Consider the following 15,166-nt stretch of genomic DNA (forward strand, 5'->3'; position numbering starts at 1 on the left):
GCGCCGTTGACCTGTGACGTGCTTAGTCACCGTAGGCTCTATGACGCACGATTTCAATACGGGGAATCTACCACCGGACGTCTTGCCTCGACCGGGGTTCGGCCCGTTCGGACGGGCGAATTCGACTGATGCGGGCGGTGAAAAGGCCCTTGCGTTTCTTCTCATTATCTAACGCGAACCCGCGCGACGAGGCTGGTGACCACGAAGCGCGGAATCGCCTTGTCGCCGGTATGCCCCCGGAGTAAAGTTGTGCGTTGCGGAAGGCGCTTACAGGCCGTCTCCCACAGTCCCGGCCGTGATGGCCGGCAGTATTTTCCAGTTCCCAAACAGGGGTAACGTATGTCCACTCGTCACAAGATGCTCGCACTTGCCGTGGCGGCCGCGCTTAGCGCGCCAGCCGCAGCTGGGGCCCAGGATTTCAGCTTCACTTACCTCGAAGGCGGCTTCATCGCCGGCTTCGTCAACGACGTGGAGGGGTCCGGGACAATCACGGAGAACGGCAGCACGTTCGACCTCGAGACCGATGCCGGCGGCGGCGGCTTCATCGGCGGCGCGTGGGAGTTCGGGGAGAACATGCACCTGTTCGGTGACTATGCGGTGACCAGCCAGGACCTCGAGGTCAGCGACGGCATCGACACCGTCGAAGGTGATTTCGACGTGGTGCGCTGGCGTATCGGGGTCGGCTATGCATACCCATTCTCGCCCACGATGAACTTCTACGGCCGCCTCAGCTTTGACAGCATCGAGTTCAAGGACGTGCAGGTCGCCGGCTTCAATCTCGACGCCGACGTCGACGACGACGGCATCGGCGGCGAGGTCGGCATGATCTGGGCGGCGACGCCGGCGCTCCACCTGCAGGGCCATGTGCGCTACACCTCGGTCGGCGAGGTCGCCGGCGATGGCTCCGATGCCTTCGACTCCGACATCCTGCTCGCCCTGAACGGGCGCTGGTACTTCCGGCCTGACATCGCGCTGGTCACCGGCTACGAGTTCGGCAAGATCACCTTCTGGAACGTGGGCGTGCGATTCACGTTCTGACTTTTCCAAGGCCGCTGCATATCCCCCTGGAGCGGGTTACACCGACTCGACGCGAACATAGGTCTGGCTGACCGGATAAAGCACGTCGATGCAGTCGACCGTGTGGTCGTTACTGCACGGCCATACGATGCGCCTTGACTGTGCCGTTCACGAACGGCTTCAAACCACGGGCGATGTCCTGCAGTGCCGCGGCGTTGTACCTGATGTTGTCGAGGTCGATGCCGTTGTGGAACACCGGCTTGCTATTGACGCTGACACTCAGCAGATCGAGTTCTGCCCGCAGAATGTGCGCCGAGACCTCCTCGCAGTTCTTCCACCGCTCGAGCGGAAGCTAAGCTTTGAGTGACGCGCTGTTCAGTAGAGGTAGACGGCGCCACTGCCTGGGAGGGCGTTGTCGTCCTGGTTGCCGCCGATACCGGTGGCACTGCCATCTTCGTTGGTCGCTCCCGCTGCCAGGGTCGTACCGTCGCCCGACAGCGCCACGTCGAATCCGAACGCATCGCCCTGGTCGGTGTTGGCGGCCTTGACGTAGGCCTGCTGGGCCCAGATGGTGCCGGTGCGCGCGAAGACGTACACGGCCCCGCTCCCGCTCGTGGTGTTGTCCTCGGCCTGGTCGCCGCCGATACCCGTGGCGTTGCTGCCTTCGCCCGTGGCCCCGACCACCAGCGCGTTGCCGTTGTCCGACAGCGCCAGGCTATGCCCGAAAACGTCGTTCAGGCCGGGGTTGGAGGCCTTCACGTACGCCTGCTGTGACCAGCTGGTGCCGCTGCGGGTGTAGACGTAGACGGCGCCGCTGCCGAATACATTGTCGTCGTCCCCGTTGCCGTCGATGCCGGTGGCGCTGCTGTCCTCGGCGACGGCCCCAACCGCCAGGGTCTCGCCATCGCCCGACAGTGCTACGGCGCGGCCGAACATGTCTTGCTGGCCGGTGTTGGACGCCTTTATGTAGGCCTGCTGTGACCAGCTGGTGCCGTCGCGGGTAAAGACGTAAGCGGCGCCGCTGCCGGGTGCGTTGTTGTCGCTACCGTTACCGTTGACGCCGGTGGTGTTGCCGTCTTCGCCCCGGGCGCCCACGGCGAGCGTGCTGCCGTCGTCCGACAGCGCAACGGCGGTACCGAACTCGTCGTCCTGATCGGTGTTGGCGGCTTTGACGTAAGCCTGCTGGGACCAGCTCGTGCCGCTGCGGGTAAAGACGTAGACGGCACCGCTGTCGGGTGCATTGTCGTCGCCCTGGTTGCTCTCGATACCCGTGTCGCTGCTGCTCTCGCCGACAGCCCCCACGGCGAGCGTGTCGCCGTCGCCCGAGAGCGCCACGCTGGTGCCGAACTCGTCGTCCTGGCCGGTGTTGGAGGCCTTGATATAGGCCTGCTGGGACCAGCTGGTGCCGCTGCGGGTGTAGACATAGACAGCGCCGCTTTCGGGTGCACTGTCGTCGCCCTCGTCGGCATTGACGCCGGTGGCGTTGCTGTCTTCGTCCCACGCCCCCACGGCCAGCGTGCTGCCGTCGTCCGACAGCGCGATGGCGGCGCCGAACTCGTCGTTCGTGCCGGTGTTCGACGCCTTGACATAGGCCTGCTGCATCCAGCTGGCGCCATCGCGGATGAATACGTAGACGGAGCCGCTGTTGACGACGCTGTCGTCGCCCTGGTTACCGTCGATACCGATGGCGTTGCTGTCTTCCTGCCTGGCCGCCACGGCAAGCGTGGTGCCGTCGCCGGACAAGGCAAGGCTGACGCCGAAAGCGTCGAAGAGTCCCGTATTCGACGCCTTGACATAGCCCACGGCCTCGGCGAGCGTGCCGCTGACGAACACGGTGTTGGAGTCGGTGCAGCCGCCGCTGTTGCAGGCCTCGAGGATGTAGCTGGCGTTGACGCGTCCGGGCAGGAAGACCTCGAGATCGAGACCCGTGTCGGTGCCGGGGGCGGTGGCCACCTGGGTGTAACCGGAGCCACCGTCGGGGTTCTCGAACAGCCGGTACTCGGAGGCGCCGGGCACGGCGGCCCAGCTGAAGGCGAAGGTCTTGATGGCCTCGGGCGTGAGGGTCAGGGCCGGGGCGGCCGGGAGTGCCTCGAAGGTGGCGGAGACGGTGCAGTTGGCGGTGATGGCCGCGGTGGTGAAGGTATTGCCGGCGAGCGTGCCGCCACAGCCGGTCACGGCGGCGATGCCGAAACCGCTGGCGGGGGTAATGGTAAAGCTTGTGACCTGGCCCTGGGTGACGGTCTGTGCGGTCGCCGGGGCGATGCTGCCGTTGGCGCCTGCGGATGGCGTGACGGTGAAACTGGGGGTGCCGCCACCACCACCGCCACCGCCGCATGCGGCGAGGCCCAGGCAGCTGATGAGCGCAAGCGCAGCGAGCCGGGGTAACGGGGAGTGAATGCCGGACCGACGACCCGCGCTGCCGCGGGCGACGAGCAGGGTTTGTGAGTCTTCCATCGGAGATCTCCTTGTGCTGATTCGGGGGCCTCCGGCCTGCACCGGCCTTGCGCGCGCCCTGCCAGACTAACCCAGTTTGGGTTTCATGGTCTAACGGACTCAAGTATCCCAAGGTCGAACGTCATCCCGTGGTCCCGGGTTCGCCCTCAAGCCATCGGGGGGTAGGCAAAGGGCTACGCTAGCGGGAGGCGGCGGTCACTGCAGGTCACCATGGTCGGCTATGCGGGACGATCCGGCCGGGCAGCGGGCGTACTTCATGCCTGTGCAAATTCTGCCCCCCCTTCGATCACACTATTCCATGGTGGCTACAAAAAGGCGAAGCGAAAGCCCGCCATGAAAAAGAGCTGTGCGGAATCTTCCCCATTGGCCTCCGCGATGCGGTCAGTGTCTCCAACGAGAAACTGGGAGCGAACGCCGAAATAGGCAGCAAACTCGCGCTTGATCTCGTAACGCAGGCGGACGTCGAGCTTGACGTCGGTCATGCCTGCGCCAAGGCTGCGTTCGGGAATATCCTGAAAGGCAAATCCCATTTCAGTTCGCGGCTGAAGCACGAGGCGCTGGGTGATGCGGAGGTCGTACTCGGCTTCGATCGCCAAAGTGACGTCACCGTCCTCGGAGATGTAGAGCGAGTTATCAAGCTCGAACATGTAGGGAGCCAGGCCCTGCAGCGCGATCACGCCGGACCACCGGTCCTCGTAGTCGCCACTGTGCCACTCGTTGGCGTATTGCACGCCCGCCTGGAAGTTCCAGAACGGCGTGACCAGGCGAGAATAGAGCAGATCGGTTTCCGTTTCTCCCTCGTCCGGACCCTCGAAAACCGCCTCGCCCTCGTTCTTCCACCAGAACTTGTTGAAGTCGCCGCCGATCCACCCCTGCGCCTCCCACCCGAGCTGGTCGGCCGCCTCGTCTGTCGCGACCCTGTATTCCAGCTGCTCGAAGAGGGTGAAGACATAGATCCTGTCATCGGGCACCGGTTCGGGGAAGTCGGCGGGCGGCGGTGACTCGGCGAAGTCGAACACCTCATCCAGGGTCATGCCTGGTGGGATTGCCGGTTCGTTCTCCGGTGCGCGGGGCGCCGACTCATCGTGCTGCGCGGCCGATTCGCCATGCATCGGGCGATCCGCCGTGCTCGGTATGGCGTCGTCCTGGGCCCATGCCGGGGCGGCGAATGCCGGCAGCATGGCGAGCACGATCATGTTCCAGGGGCTGAGTTTAGGACGTGACATTGATCGGAGCTGCTTCCAGCGAGCGGACGACGGCCACGGTGCGGAACATGCCGGCCTCCATGTGATAGAGCAGGTGGCAATGGAACGCCCACTGTCCCGGGGCGTCGACGCTGATGTCCACGGTGAGCAACTCCGCCGGCTGGACGATCACCGTGTGCTTGCGTGGGTTGTCGCCATAGTTCTCGGCCCCCGCGTAGAGATCCATCCACATGCCGTGCAGGTGAATCGGGTGGCTCATCATGGTGTCGTTGATCATGTTGATCCGGACTCGCTCGCCGTACTGCAGGCGAATCATGTCCGACTGGGACCACTTCTTGCCGTCGAAGCCCCAAATGTACTTGTGCATATTGCCGGTCAGGTGCAGGTCGAACTGGCGCGTGGGCGGCCGCCGATCATAGGGTTCTTCCAGCGCCCGCAACTGGCTGTAGGTCAGCACACGCCAGCCGTCGTTTCCAAGTCCGGCGCCGGGATAGTCGAGCCGGCGATATGCCGTTTGAGCCATGGTGATGCTGGCCGGGCCGTGCTGGTCGGGGCCGTGCTCGATACGCTCGACGAGGTTGGTCGTCGGCAGTTCCGTTCCATGCCCGTGGCCGGGTGCGCGCTGCGGCATCTCGTGTCCCATGCCGGCATGGTTCTCGTCGTCCATGCCGTCCATGCCGTCCATGTCACCGTGCATCATCATGCCCATGTCGGCCATGGTGAGCATGGGCCGGCGTCGCTGTTCGGGCACGGCCGCCGACATTCCCGGTCTCGGGGCCAGCGTGCCGCGTGCATGACCGCTGCGGTCCATGGTCTCCGCGAACAGGGTGTATGCGCGTGCGTCCGGCAGCGTCACGATCACGTCATAGGTTTCGGCCACTCCGATCCGAAGCTCGTCGGTCTCTACCGGCTTGATGTTCTGGCCATCTGCCTGCACGACAGTCATTGGCAGGCCCGGGATGCGGATGTCGTAGAACGTCATCGTCGAGGCGTTGACGATCCGCAGGCGCACGCGTTGGCCGGGCCTGGCGACGAAGGTAGGGTTCTCGTGGGCCGCCTTGCCGTTCATCAGGTACGTGTAGGTCGCGCCGGTAATGTCGGCGATGTCGGTGGGGTCCATCCGCATCCGGTCCCACGCCAATCGTTTCTCCAGCACCTCGCTCAGCGACATACCTGTCGCTTTCATCTGGTCGTCGATATTCGCCAGCGTCGGACGCTGGAAGTTGTAGTAGCCCTCCATGGTCTTGAGCTTTTTCAGGACACGATGCGGATCCTCGAAAGTCCAGTCGGACAGAACGATCGAATGCTCCACGTCGTAGCCCACCGGGTCCGGTTCGGCGGGCTCGACGATCAGCTGGCCGTAATGCCCGAGCTGTTCCTGCAGGCCGGTGTGGCTGTGATACCAGTAGGTGCCGTTCTGCCGGACGGGGTAGCGGTAGGTAAATGTTTCGCCGGCGGGAATGCCGGGGAAGCTGATGCCCGGGACACCGTCCATGTTGAACGGCAGCAATATCCCGTGCCAGTGAATCGACGTAGATTCGCCCAGCCGGTTGTGGACGCGGATCAGCGCCTCTTTGCCTTCCTGCATCCGGATGACCGGCCCGGGAATGGATCCGTTGATCGCGATCGCCCAGCCGGGTTTACCGCCGATCAGCAGGTCCTGGCGTTCGAGGTAAAGGTCGATGCCGGCAGGATCGGTCGCGGTCAGTTCGCCAAACTCGCCGGCACGCCTGGTGGCTGGCTGGGCCGCCCAGAACGGACGTAAGGAGGGCAACAACATGCTGGTGGAAACCAGGCACGTCGTGCAGAGGAACTCCCTTCGCGACAAGGTCTTTGTTTGGGGGCGATCTTTCATGATACGTGTGAAAGCAAGGCCAGGAGGGACGCCATGCGCTCCTCGCAGCCTGCTATATGGTCGGGTCGAGGATCAGTCGACTTCCCGGCTCCACTCGTCGACTTCGCGCTCGGCCTGGTCCCTGGTCTTGCCGTAGCGCTCCTGGATCTTGCCCACGAGTTCCTCCCGTTTCCCCTCGATGGTATCCAGATCGTCATCCGTGAGATCGCCCCATTGTTGACGAGCCTTGCCCTTGATCTGCTTCCAGTTTCCCTTGATACGATCCCAGTTCATTGTCGATCTCCTCAGAAATTTCAGGTTTGCCCTGCTACTTCAGTCTAGGTCAAGGCAACCCGGAGCGCTGGTTGAGGAGGGGCGCAATGCACCGGTCGTCCGCGCGAGCGTTATTAATCGGCACCGACGCTTTGCACTGCTTACACTCAGGATGTGAGACACCTGGTAGGCCTGCTTGCATTGCTCTGTCCTGTCGGCCTCGGCGCGGCTGACCTGGAAAGTATCGGCATCGTCGGCGACAGCGTCTCCACCGGCGCGCTCACGGGGAAGGGCTTTACGGCGACTTCAGGCGCCTTGGTAGGGCACACAGTCCGGGGACACCTCGAGATGGCGGCGCCGTTCGCCACCCCGGGCAACACGCCGGTTTACGACGCATATGCCGATCCGGCGGCATTCAACATCCGCCGACCCATCTGGCCTCCCACGCGCTTGTGGATGAGCCACGGTGAACCGCCCGATGTCTCCCGTAGCACCGGCAGCGATCGCCTCCGGACCATGATCATCGACACGGAGCAGTACAGCTGGGGTTACCTGCTCGGACGCAAGCTCGGCGTGCTGCCCCGTCATATTTACCTGGCGGCGAGACATGGCAGCGGCGCCAGGAATCTCCAGTACCAGTTCGCGGCGCTGCAGATGCGCGCTCCTGCAATGCCTGCCGTGCTCCCCGGGCACCAGCCTGAGCTCGTGCTGGTGATGATGAACCTGTACGAGACGTGCGACTTTCCCGCCGGCCTCGAGCAGGATCCGCATTACCGTCGCGCGTTCCTGGACACGTATGCGCAGGAATTCCTTGGCGGATTCGTTACGGCGCTGGAACAAATCGCGCCTCATCCCAAGGGGACGGCGATCGTCGTCCTCTCACCGGTGAACCTGCTGCAAACCTCCAGGCGTGACGACCTGCTGGACCGCCGGGTACGATACGAGGATGCCGAGGTCACCTGCCGTGACATCCGGTCGGGGGAGCTGCGGCCCTTGCGATGGATGGGCCGCGATCTGTTCGACATGTCGAATATCTGCAGGGGTGTGCTGGGCATCCCGTGGCATGCCGGTGAGAGGCTCGACGCCATCGAGTCGCTGGCCCGCGAAATGGCCGACATCCAGCGGCGCGTGACGCTGGAACTTGCCGCGCACCCGCCGGAAGGAACGAGGATCGCCTTCATCGAGGAGACCGCGTCGATCCGCTTCGAGGCCGAGGATTTTGTAGACGACTGTTGGCACCCCTCCTTGCGGGGCGCGGAAAAAATAGCCCGCACAACTCATAAAGCGCTCGAAGAAAAAGGCATCATGAGCACGCTGACACCACCCGCCGCGCCGCCCGGGCGCGCATCCCGCCCATGACACTGCGCAGCATGATCGGCCTGGCGCGGTCGATGTGGACCTACCGCCGGCCCGGACGGCTGCACGGACTGCTGGCGCTGTATCGCCCGTTCGTACCGGACGGCGGCCTGGTGTTCGACATCGGAGCCCACCTTGGCGATCGCACGCGAGCCTTTCGCCGCCTGGGCGCCCGGGTCGTCGCACTCGAGCCCCAGCCAGCATTGATGCGCTGGCTCGAGCGCTTTCACGGCGGCGACGCCGGCGTCGTCCTGGTCGATCGCGCAGCCGGCGCCGAACCGGGGCGGGCCCGGCTGGCCATCAGCGAAATGCACCCGGCGGTCGCCTCGCTTTCGACTCGCTGGCGCGCCGAAGTCAGCGATAGCCACGCCGGGTTCGCCGCAGTTCGCTGGCCGCACTCGATCGAGGTGACCGTGACGACCCTCGACGAACTGGTCGATCGCCACGGCCTGCCGGATTTCTGCAAGATCGATGTCGAGGGCCACGAAAGCGAGGTGCTCGAGGGCCTGTCGCAGCCTTTGCCGGCGCTTTCGGTCGAGTTCGTCGCAGGCGCCCTGCACCGCGCGCGGGCCTGCATCGACCGCCTGTCGGCCCTGGGGGACTACCGATACAATGCAGTGGCCGGCGAGCAGCGGGAATACCTTTGGTCCGAGTGGGCGGAACCGGAAACGGTTCGCAGCTGGCTGGCCGCCGGCGCCGACGGGCTGAGATCGGGTGATCTCTATGCCGTTCACCGCCCGAGGGGAAGCTGACACCATGCGATATGACTGGGGCGATCTCACCAGCACCGATCTTGCCGCATTGGCCGCGAGAAAACCGGTCGCGGCGCTCGTGCTCGGCGCGATCGAGCAGCATGGGCCGCACCTGCCGCTGGCAACCGACCTCATCATCGGCGAGGGCCTGCTGAGCCTTGCCGGCGAACGACTGGAAGAGGATTTTCCGCTGCTGGTATTGCCCTCGCTCTCGCTCGGCGCAAGCGCTGAGCACGCCGGCTTTGCCGGCACCCTGGTTCTCTCCCCGGAACAGATGAAGCACCAGGTCGTGGCCATCGGCGACGGGCTCGCCCGCTCCGGCTTCGAGCGCCTCGTGCTCGTCAATGCGCACGGCGGGAATATCGGCTGGATGAATGACGCCGCGCTCGAATTGCGCCGCCGCCTGGGCCTGCTGGCAGTCAAGGCCAGCTACATGCAGTTCGAGCCGCCCGCCGAACTGCTATCCGCCGCCGAGCTGCGCGACGGCCTGCATGGCGGACTGGCCGAAACGGCCATGATGCTGCACATCGCACCCGAGCTGGTGCGCATGGAGCGTGCGCGGGACTTCCGGCCGAATTACCCGCACGGAAGTCCGCTGGCGCCCCAGGGCGAAGCGGCCTGGGCCTGGCTGGCCGAAGACCTGCACGCCGCCGGCGTGGTCGGCGACGCCGCCTCGGCCGACGCGGCACTGGGCGAACGCCTGCTCAGCCATTACGCCAACCGGCTGGCGCGAATCATCGAGGCCAGCCGGGACCTGGTGTGGCCCCCACCTGCATGAGCCAGGACCTGGACCAGGCCGACCGGCCGAGGCGCAAGTCACTGTTCGTCCAGCACGTCCCTCAACAGGTGGCCCGAGCGGCGGGCCTTGGCTTCGAGGTAGCACCGGTTCTGCCGCGTGACCCGGCCGTAAACGCTGCCCCGCGCGCTCACCTCGATTCCGCCCTCGGCAAGCGCGTGGATCTTGTTGGGATTGTTGGTCAGCAGCTTGACGCGTTTTATGGAAAGCGCGGCGAGGATATCAACCGCCGCGCGATAGCGCCGCTCGTCCTCGCCGAAGCCGAGAACCTGGTCGGCATCGACGGTGTCCAGCCCGGCGTCCTGCAAATCGTAGGCTCGCAGCTTGTTGGCCAGGCCGATGCCGCGCCCTTCCTGCGCCAGGTACAGCAGCAAACCGCCGCCGAGCTTGAGTATGGTTCGCACCCCGTTCTGCAGCTGCTCGCCGCAATCGCAGCGCAGGCTCCCGAACAGGTCGCCGGTCAGGCAGGCCGAGTGCAGGCGCACGGGCACTTCATCCGGCCAGTTTTCGGCATCACCGATCGCCACCGCGACATGCTCGCGCAGGCCGTCGGGTTCGCGAAACAGGATGAAGCGGGAGCGGACCGACTCGACGAGCGGGATGTCAGCCTCGCTGACACGGCGGAGCATACCAGTGCCGGATTCGAAGCAGCGCTCGGCCGCGCGCGCCGACACGCGCAAGATCCTGCCGTCGGCGACCAAGGAATCAAGCGCGGTACGCCTGCTGGCGTCGATGCCCGCGGTGATCGCCGCGGGCACCAGCAAGGCACGCCGCATCAGCGCCAGCGCAGCGCGTTCGCTGGTGCCGGCCGGTCGCGGGTCGCCGAACAAGCGGGCCCCGATCCCGTCGCTGGCCACCGCGGCGAGGTAGAGCGCTTCGGCGCGCAGGCCGTCGGCCCGCCGCAACGGCAGGCAAGCCGCCTCGGCCTGGGTTGAAAAACCCATCGCTTCCATGCGGTGGCGGGTGACGGTCAGGGCCGGCGCGCCTCCGACCAGTTCGAGGGTCTCCCGCAATTCCGCATCCGCGATGGATTCGACCGGATAGACCAGCACGCCGGCATCAGAGGGTTCCCGGTCGTCGTGTATGACGACCGCCAGTCCCCGGCGAAGATCGAAAATAGCGCGTTCTACCTGGTACATGGTTTCTTTTCAGCTTATGCCATCATCATGGCACGCGATTGAGGCGTTCGCGACCTGCAGCTGGTCTGTGCGAATTGCCTGGCGGTACGCCCGGAGCGATGTGAATGACCACGGACACTGAATCAATCTGGCGAGCTTTGCTCGACGCGCGCAGCCTGGATTGGATCGATCGCAGCAGCTGGTGCCGATCCACCCCGGCCGGCAGAGTCACGTTGTTCGGCTCGGGTACCTGGCAGGCCGACTTCACGCTCGATGAAGAGGCCCGCACGTTGCTTGACTCACTGGCTCCGTTGGCAACCGCGGCCCGGCTGGTCGTGGGCCAGCTCGGCCAGAGTCTCGACGGACGCATCGCCACCGAAAGCGGGCACTCCCACTACATCAACGGCCCGGTCGCTCTCAAGCACCTCCACCGCCTGCGCGCACTCGTCGACGCGGTAGTGATCGGCGCCAACACCGCCTGCGCCGATTGTCCGCAGCTGACCGTTCGCCGCGTGACCGGGCCCAACCCGGTACGGGTCGTCATCGACCCGCGTGCGCGCGTGCCGGCCCGGGGCCCGCTGTTCGATGCTGACGGGGACCCGCCCCCTGTTCTCCATGTCATTGGTCCAGAGGCGTCGCCCGAGCCGGCGCCCGGGCATGTCGAGCGCCTCAGGCTGGCTACAGGCGAACGCGGTTTTTCGCCCGCTGCCGTGCTTGCCGCGCTAAAGGAGCGCGGCCTGCATCGGATCCTGGTCGAAGGCGGGGCCGAGACGATCTCGCGCTTCATCCACGCCGAGGCGCTCGACCGGCTGCACCTGCTTATCGCGCCGCTGATCATCGGCTCGGGCCGCAACGGGCTGGACCTGCCCGTGATCGAACGGCTCGATGAGGCACGCCGGCCCCGCATGCGAAGCTTTTCGCTCGACGGCGAACTGCTGGTCGACGTGGATCTGCGCTTGTCCCAGGGCTGAATGGACGACGCCTTCCAGGCTGCGCCTGGTAATGCCTGCAGTCACTTCGCTTGCGGCAGGGCCAGGATATCGACGTGCCCGACGACCAGGCCGACACGTCCACGCTCCAGGTCGGCGCGGCGGGCTCGGTACCAGGCCTCGATCCACGCTGCATCATGCGGCGATTGCGCGACGGCAGCCTGCATCCAGTCCTGCAGCAGCGCCGCGCCGAGCGCGGGCGTATGCGCCTGGCCGGCGTCGAGCCGCCAATCGGCCCTGGCCATCCAGGTCCTCAGGCCCGCCTTTTCAAGCAGTGCCGGCAACACGTCGGCGGCCTCCGGCCCGAGGGCTTCGCCCATGCCCTTGCGCCGTTGCTGGTGCCGGTTGAACAGTGCCTCCAGGCGCGCATCACGTTCGTCTTCCAGACGCCGGCCGCGTTCGTCGACGAACCCGCGCCGGCCATCCACGGTCAGGGCGAACAGCGCGGCCGCCCCGCAACCAGCGATCCGCCCGGCCAACGCTTCGATCCAGTCCTTCGAGACCAGGTCGAAAATCGCCGCGGCGGTGACCAGGCCGGCATTGTCGAACAACTCGCGCGGCAATCCGCCCAGGTCCATGCAGCGGGTGCTGATCCGCACGGCCCGTCCACCGGCGTCTGCGACAACCGGAGCCTGCCGTGCCATCGCCAGCAGCGCGTCGTCATGGTCGATCAGCAACCAGTCCTGCTCGACGTCAAGCCGCGGTGCGAGCCAGCGCAGGTTGCTGCCGGTGCCCGCGCCCAGGTCGATCACCCGCAGCCTGTCCCTGTCCCGGAGCCACTCGGCAAGCTGGTCGGCGAAGCGCGCCACTCGCGCGGCATGATCGGCCGGTTCGCGCAGCGCGAGCCAATCCCCGGCAAAACGAGCCGCCTCGTGCGCCATCAGCCTGCGCCGCCCTCCAGCGCGGCGGCGAAGGCGCGCCCCGCCTCCGGCCAGCTGCGCAAGGTTGCGCGCCGCTCGGCGGCACTGCGCGTCAGGCGTCGGCGCAGGGCGGCATCATCCAGCCACCGGGCCAGGGCTTGGGCCAGCGCGCCGATGTTGCCGGGTTCGACCCGGAGGCAACAGTCTTCCGGCGCGGTCTGCGCCAGGGCCCCACCGGTGGTCGTGATCATCGGCAGCCCCCGCGCCAGCGCTTCGCTGACCACCATGCCGTAGCCCTCGTAATGCGACGGCAGCAGGCACACGCCGGCGCGGCGATACTCGGCATCGAGCGTGGCCTGGTCGCACTCGCCGATGCAATCGATCCGGTCCGCCAGGCCGGCTTCCCGAACCAGGCCAGCGACACGTTCGGCAAAGGCAGGGTCACGCGCGCTCGAACCGAGCAGGGTGCAGTGCCAGTCACGGTCAGCCAGTTGCGCCAGGGCCCGGACAAGCAGGTCCTGGCCCTTCCGCGGCGTCAGGCTGGCGACGCAGAGCAATCGCTCCGGCCCCTCCGGCTCGCGGCCTTGCAGGCGCGCCGCGACCGCTGCGGCCAGTTCTGCGCCGTTCACGCCCGGCTCGACGACGCGCGGCGTTCTTTGCTCGAAACCCAGCTCCCGCAGCCGGCGGGCCGTGAAAGGGCTGGTGACGATGACCCTGCGGCAGGCGGCAAGCGCGCGCGTTTCGCGCAAGAGCAATCGTTCGCGTACCGCCGCATCGAGGCCGGTTTCGTCGGCCAGGGGATGATGCACCAACGCGTTGATGTCCAGGCGCCCGGCATGCGCAGCGACTTCATCAGGCAGCCCGCCCAGTGCGAGCCCGTCGATGACCAAGCGCGCACCGTCGGGCAATCTCCCCAGCGCGTGATGCATCGCCGTGGCAGCGCGATCGTCGGTGTCGGGGAAGCGCCCCTCGAGCCCGATCACGTCGACCGTCCAGCCCAGCTCTCGAAGCTCGCGCGCCATGTGCGCGTCATACAGGTACCCGCCGGTGCGCTGTCCCGGCTCGCCGGGAATGATCATGTACAGGTGCCGGCTCACACCGCTCCTTCGAAGCTGGCCGAGGCCTGGTGCGATTCCTTGAGCTTGACCTTCAGGCGCGTCAGCCCGCCGGCCGCGGGGCCGAGTCGCCCGTCCGAAATGGCGCGGACCAGGCGGTCGAAGATCGCCCGGGCCATGAACTCGGTGGTCGTGTTCCGCCCCGAGAACTCGTCGAGATCATCGAGATTGCGGTAGTTGAATTCGGCCAGGATCTCGCCGAGCACCTTTCCGGCCAGGCCGATATCGACCACCAGTCCGTCGTCGTCGAGTTCGGGACGCATGAAACTCGCATCAACGACGTAGGTGGCCCCGTGCAGGCGCTGTGCCGGCCCGAATATCTCGCCGGAGAAACTGTGGGCGATCATGAAGTGATCGCGAACGGTCAATGTGTACATGCTGTCCTTCCTCGAACTATGGGCTGCCGTACTCGACACGATGGCACAACACGTCATTCGCTGCCGCCAGCACTTCGGGCATGTCTTCGGCCAGGGTCGCGAACCGGCTCGTGCCCGAGACCAGGTGATCGAGAGCCGGATCGGTCAATAAGCGCAGCGCCAGTTCCAGTCGTCGCCGGTGCGTCCAGCGCGGCTGCCGAGCGGGCGGAAGCTGTCCGACCTGGCTGGCGATCAGCGACAGCCGGCGCGAGTGGAAGGCTTCACCCAGCGGAACCGCCGGACGATTTGTGCCGTACCAACTCATCTCGACCACGCGCGCCTGGTTCCCGGCCAGGGCCAGCGCGGTGGCCAGCCCGGCCTCGCTGGCGCTCGCGTGCACGACCACGTCGCAAGCTCCTTCAGCGTCCTGCGGCAGGGCGAAATCCACCCCCAGTCGCGAGGCGAGCCGCGCGCGATCGGACCGCACATCGACCAGCGTCACCTGCGTGCCGGGAATGCGCCCGGCCAGCCACGCAGTCAGCGCGCCGATGACGCCGGCGCCGATGACCGCCACACGATCACCGGGACCGATTCCGGCGTCCCAGGCAGCGTTGACCGCGGTTTCCATGTTGGCCGCCAGCACGGCGCGCCCGGCCGGTACGCCTTCGGGCAGCCCGACGACCGATGCGGCGGGCACGATGAACCGATCCTGGTGCGGATGCAGGCTGAAAACCTGGCGTCCCTGCAACGCTTCCGGCCCGTCCTCGACGACACCCACCGCGCTGTAGCCATACTTGACCGGGCCGGGGAACTCGCCCTGCTGGAAGGGCGCGCGCATGCGCTCGTATTCCGATGGCGGCACTTGTCCATTGAACACCAGCGCCTCGGTGCCGCGGCTGATGCCGGAGAAAAGCGTGCGCACGAGCACCTGGTCGCCGGCCACATCCGGCAACGACTCGCCACGAATCTCGCCGCTGCCGGGAGCGACGATCCAGAAAGCTCGGGCAGTTCCGCTCATCAGCGTGTCTCACTCCAAAAATG

General features: G+C 66.2%; 15 protein-coding genes. 6 read left to right on the forward strand and 9 right to left on the reverse strand.

Annotation, left to right across the window (positions count from 1 at the left end; genetic code table 11):
* The first annotated feature begins 339 nt into the window (after window positions 1–339).
* Both G6032_RS12165 and G6032_RS12170 read left to right on the forward strand, forming a co-directional pair.
* Window positions 340–1,038, forward strand: coding sequence for an outer membrane beta-barrel protein (locus G6032_RS12165; RefSeq protein WP_165282429.1), 699 nt, complete (start codon window positions 340–342; stop codon window positions 1,036–1,038).
* Between the two features lie 88 nt (window positions 1,039–1,126).
* Window positions 1,127–1,384 (forward strand): hypothetical protein, encoded by a 258-nt coding sequence (locus tag G6032_RS12170; RefSeq protein WP_165282430.1) that lies wholly within the window; start codon window positions 1,127–1,129, stop codon window positions 1,382–1,384.
* Window positions 1,385–1,392: 8 nt separating this feature from the next.
* Here the strand turns inward: G6032_RS12170 and G6032_RS15830 are convergent, their stop codons facing one another.
* From G6032_RS15830 to G6032_RS12190, 4 genes are all read right to left on the reverse strand, one after another.
* Entirely contained in the window at window positions 1,393–3,471 is a 2,079-nt protein-coding gene (locus G6032_RS15830; RefSeq protein ID WP_206211967.1) for an FG-GAP repeat protein, read from the reverse strand.
* Between the two features lie 305 nt (window positions 3,472–3,776).
* On the reverse strand, window positions 3,777–4,667 hold the full coding sequence (locus G6032_RS12180; protein WP_165282431.1) for a copper resistance protein B: 891 nt from the start codon (window positions 4,665–4,667) through the stop codon (window positions 3,777–3,779).
* Window positions 4,668–4,683: 16 nt separating this feature from the next.
* Window positions 4,684–6,531: a copper resistance system multicopper oxidase gene (locus tag G6032_RS12185; protein ID WP_165282432.1), complete on the reverse strand. Its 1,848-nt coding sequence runs from the start codon at window positions 6,529–6,531 to the stop codon at window positions 4,684–4,686.
* Window positions 6,532–6,603: 72 nt separating this feature from the next.
* Window positions 6,604–6,804, reverse strand: a complete 201-nt coding sequence (locus tag G6032_RS12190) for a CsbD family protein (RefSeq protein ID WP_165282433.1) — start codon at window positions 6,802–6,804, stop codon at window positions 6,604–6,606.
* A gap of 153 nt (window positions 6,805–6,957) precedes the next feature.
* Between G6032_RS12190 and G6032_RS12195 the strand changes: the two genes are divergently transcribed.
* From G6032_RS12195 to G6032_RS12205, 3 genes are read left to right on the forward strand one after another with little or no spacing between them, the layout of a single operon-like run.
* Entirely contained in the window at window positions 6,958–8,142 is a 1,185-nt protein-coding gene (locus G6032_RS12195) for a hypothetical protein (RefSeq protein ID WP_165282434.1), read from the forward strand.
* Window positions 8,139–8,891 carry an FkbM family methyltransferase gene (locus tag G6032_RS12200; protein WP_165282435.1) on the forward strand — a complete coding sequence of 251 codons (753 nt, stop codon included), beginning with the start codon at window positions 8,139–8,141 and terminating at the stop codon, window positions 8,889–8,891. Before G6032_RS12195 ends, G6032_RS12200 begins: the two co-directional genes overlap by 4 nt.
* Before the next feature lie 4 nt (window positions 8,892–8,895).
* Window positions 8,896–9,669, forward strand: a complete 774-nt coding sequence (locus G6032_RS12205) for a creatininase family protein (RefSeq protein ID WP_165282436.1) — start codon at window positions 8,896–8,898, stop codon at window positions 9,667–9,669.
* 38 nt (window positions 9,670–9,707) lie between these two features.
* Here the strand turns inward: G6032_RS12205 and G6032_RS12210 are convergent, their stop codons facing one another.
* Complete coding sequence (locus tag G6032_RS12210) at window positions 9,708–10,826, reverse strand: GTP cyclohydrolase II (protein WP_165282437.1); 1,119 nt, start codon at window positions 10,824–10,826, stop codon at window positions 9,708–9,710.
* Between the two features lie 104 nt (window positions 10,827–10,930).
* On the opposite strand from G6032_RS12210, the gene G6032_RS12215 reads away from it, so the two are divergent.
* Window positions 10,931–11,776: a RibD family protein gene (locus tag G6032_RS12215; RefSeq protein WP_165282438.1), complete on the forward strand. Its 846-nt coding sequence runs from the start codon at window positions 10,931–10,933 to the stop codon at window positions 11,774–11,776.
* A gap of 41 nt (window positions 11,777–11,817) precedes the next feature.
* On the opposite strand, the gene G6032_RS12220 is transcribed toward G6032_RS12215, so the two are convergent.
* From G6032_RS12220 to G6032_RS12235, 4 genes are read right to left on the reverse strand one after another with little or no spacing between them, the layout of a single operon-like run.
* Complete coding sequence (locus tag G6032_RS12220; protein WP_165282439.1) at window positions 11,818–12,675, reverse strand: class I SAM-dependent methyltransferase; 858 nt, start codon at window positions 12,673–12,675, stop codon at window positions 11,818–11,820.
* The gene (locus G6032_RS12225) at window positions 12,675–13,751 is read right to left on the reverse strand and encodes a glycosyltransferase family 4 protein (protein ID WP_206211969.1); all 1,077 of its coding nucleotides are present in this window, start codon (window positions 13,749–13,751) and stop codon (window positions 12,675–12,677) included. The genes G6032_RS12220 and G6032_RS12225 overlap by 1 nt, the downstream gene beginning before the upstream one ends.
* Window positions 13,748–14,146, reverse strand: coding sequence for a 6-carboxytetrahydropterin synthase (locus tag G6032_RS12230; protein ID WP_165282440.1), 399 nt, complete (start codon window positions 14,144–14,146; stop codon window positions 13,748–13,750). The genes G6032_RS12225 and G6032_RS12230 overlap by 4 nt, the downstream gene beginning before the upstream one ends.
* A 16-nt stretch (window positions 14,147–14,162) precedes the next feature.
* Window positions 14,163–15,143 carry a zinc-binding alcohol dehydrogenase gene (locus G6032_RS12235; RefSeq protein WP_165282441.1) on the reverse strand — a complete coding sequence of 327 codons (981 nt, stop codon included), beginning with the start codon at window positions 15,141–15,143 and terminating at the stop codon, window positions 14,163–14,165.
* Between the last annotated feature and the right edge of the window lie 23 nt (window positions 15,144–15,166).

It is taken from the genome of Wenzhouxiangella sp. XN24 (assembly GCF_011064545.1).
Classification (GTDB): domain Bacteria; phylum Pseudomonadota; class Gammaproteobacteria; order Steroidobacterales; family XN24; genus XN24.